Origin of the sequence: Streptomyces sp. IBSBF 2435, assembly GCF_036815005.1 — a bacterium.
Classification (GTDB): domain Bacteria; phylum Actinomycetota; class Actinomycetes; order Streptomycetales; family Streptomycetaceae; genus Actinacidiphila.
In genome coordinates this window covers 1-2446 of the sequence record NZ_JAJSYW010000357.1, presented here as the reverse complement: position 1 = coordinate 2446, position 2446 = coordinate 1, and the positions used below count along the sequence as shown (strand labels likewise).

The 2446-nt window shown below is 75.8% G+C and carries 2 protein-coding genes; both read left to right on the top strand.

Features of this window, described 5'->3' with window-relative positions:
- Positions 1-1148: AMP-binding protein (locus V7E46_RS33320; protein ID WP_333771896.1), on the top strand; the 1148-nt coding region annotated here is incomplete at its 5' end.
- The coding region (locus tag V7E46_RS33315) for a condensation domain-containing protein (protein ID WP_333771895.1) at positions 1145-2446 on the top strand (1302 nt) is incomplete at its 3' end. The genes V7E46_RS33320 and V7E46_RS33315, both read left to right, overlap by 4 nt.

Genomic DNA, 2446 nt, shown 5'->3' with positions numbered 1-2446 from the left:
CCCCGCCCCCGCAGTGCCGCCCGGACCGCGCCGTCTACACCATCTACACCTCCGGATCGACCGGCCGGCCCAAAGGCGTGTCCGTCACCCACCGCTGCCTGGACGCCATGGTCGAGTGGCAGGCCGGCCACTCGCCCCGCGGCGACCTGCGGACCGCGCAGTTCGCCCCGCTCAACTTCGACGTCAGCTTCCAGGAGATCCTGGGCACACTGCGCGGCGGCGGAACAGTGGTCATCGTCCCCGAACGGCTGCGCCGCGAACCGGCCGAACTCCTGGCCTGGCTGGCCCACCAGCGCATCGAGCGGTTGTTCGTGCCGTTTGTCGCTCTTCAGATGCTGGCGGTGGCGGCCGTCCGGCTGCCCGGTGGTCTGTGTCTGCGCGAGGTCAATGCCGCGGGTGAGCAGATGCTGTGCACACCGCAGATCCGTGCCCTGTTCGCGCGTCTCCCGGGATGCCGGCTGGTCAACCATTACGGGCAGAGCGAGTCCGCGATGGTCACCTCGCATGTCCTGACCGGTCCCCCGCAGGACTGGCCCGATCTGCCGCCGATCGGTGTGCCTCTGCCGGGCTGCGAGGTGGTGGTCGCTCCGCGGCCCGGCGACGGCCCCGCCACCGGTGAGCTCCTCGTCACCGGTCTGCCGCTGTCCGACGGCTACCACCAGCGCCCTGAACTGACCGCCCGCCGCTACACCGGCATCGCGCCGACACCGCGGGGCCACACCCGGGCGTTCCGCACCGGCGACCTGGTGCGCGTCCAGGACGGCCGGGTGCACTACCTCGGCCGCCTCGACACCGAGGTGAAGATCCGCGGCCTGCGCGTCGATCCGCTGGAGGTCGACGCGCACCTGCTGCGCCGGCCCGGCATCGACGCGGCCGTCACCGTCGCCGTCACCAACCCCTCCGGTGCCCGGAGCCTGCGCTCGGCGGTCGTCGTGGACCAGGGCGCGGCGCCACCGGACGAACGCGAGGTGCTGCACGCCCTGGCCCAGGTGCTGCCGGCCGCCTTCGTCCCGCTCGGCCTGACGGTCCTGCCCCGGCTGCCCCGCACCCCCAGCGGGAAGATCGACCGCGACGCGGTCACCGCGCTGGTCACGGCCGACCTCGCCGCCCGCCGCACCCGGCGCCCCGGCCGCGGGGAGCGGCCGTGACGTCCCCCGCGACGGCCGGCGTGCCGCTGACCGCGGCCCAACTGGCCCTGTGGACCGAGGAGCAGACCGCCGGCGCGGCCAGCAACAGCGGCTACCTCGCGGTGGCGTTCACCGGGCCGCTGGACGAACGGCACGTGCGCACCGCCGCCCTCGCGGTCCTGCACCGGCACGAACCCCTGAGGTCCGTCATGCGCGCCACCCCCGCCGGCGTCCGCCTGCTCGTCCTGCCGGCGGCCCAGGCCCTCTCCTTCCGCCGCGACACGCTGCCGCTGCCCGACGCGCCCGGCGGCCCCCGCCGCGCGGTGAGGTCCTGGTGGGAGCGGACCGAGCAGACCCGCGGCTGGGACCTGGCCGCCGACGGCCCGATCCGCTTCGCCCTGCTCGACCACGGCCGCGACCGCGCCACCCTCGTGATGTCGCTGCACCACGCCGGATTCGACGGGCGCAGCAAGTTCCTGGTGGCCCGCGACCTCACCGCCGCGCTCCGCGCCGCGCGCTCGGGCACCGCGCCACCGCTCGCGGCGCCACTGGCCCGCCCGGCCGCCGCGGTCCCCGACCCGGCCACGACGGCCGCCGCGCGGTCGCACTGGACCCGGGTGCTGCCCGCGTGCGCCGAGCCGCTCCTGCTGCCCGGCACCACCGCCCCCTCCGGCGGGGGAGTGCGGTGCAGCGACCAGGTCCTGATCGCCCGCCCCGACGTCGAGGCGCTGCGGGCGCTGGCCGCCCGTCACCGGGCCACGACGTTCACCGCCCTGGTCGCCGCCCTCGGCCTCCAACTCGCCGCCTACGGCAACCGCCACGTACCCCTGGCTGTCGCCGCCGACGTGAGCGTGCCGGAGACCCGGGACGTGGCCGGAGCCCAGATCAACGTGGTCCCCACCGACCTGCCGCTGGACCCGGCGGCCACCGGCGACGACCTGATGGCCGAGGCCGCCGCCGCCGTGGCACGGCTGCGGACCCGCCGCCACATACCCTTCCCGGACTTGACCAGGGCGCTTGCGGACCCCTGCGCCCGGCCCGCCCTGACCCAGCTCGGCCTGTCCTTCCCCCGGGCGCCCCGCGACCTCGACCTGGACATACCCGGCCTCACCGCCGACTGGGACTTCGTCTCGCCGAACACCGCGAGCACCTTCGAACGCACCCTCCAGATCCGCGCCGACTGGCCCGACTGCACGGTGCGGCTCGACCACCGGACCGAGAACACCGGCCCCGAGCAGGCCACCGCCTTCATCGACCACTTCCGCCGCGCACTGCACCGGCTCGCCCACCACCCCGCCGCCCGCGCAGGGGACTTCGCC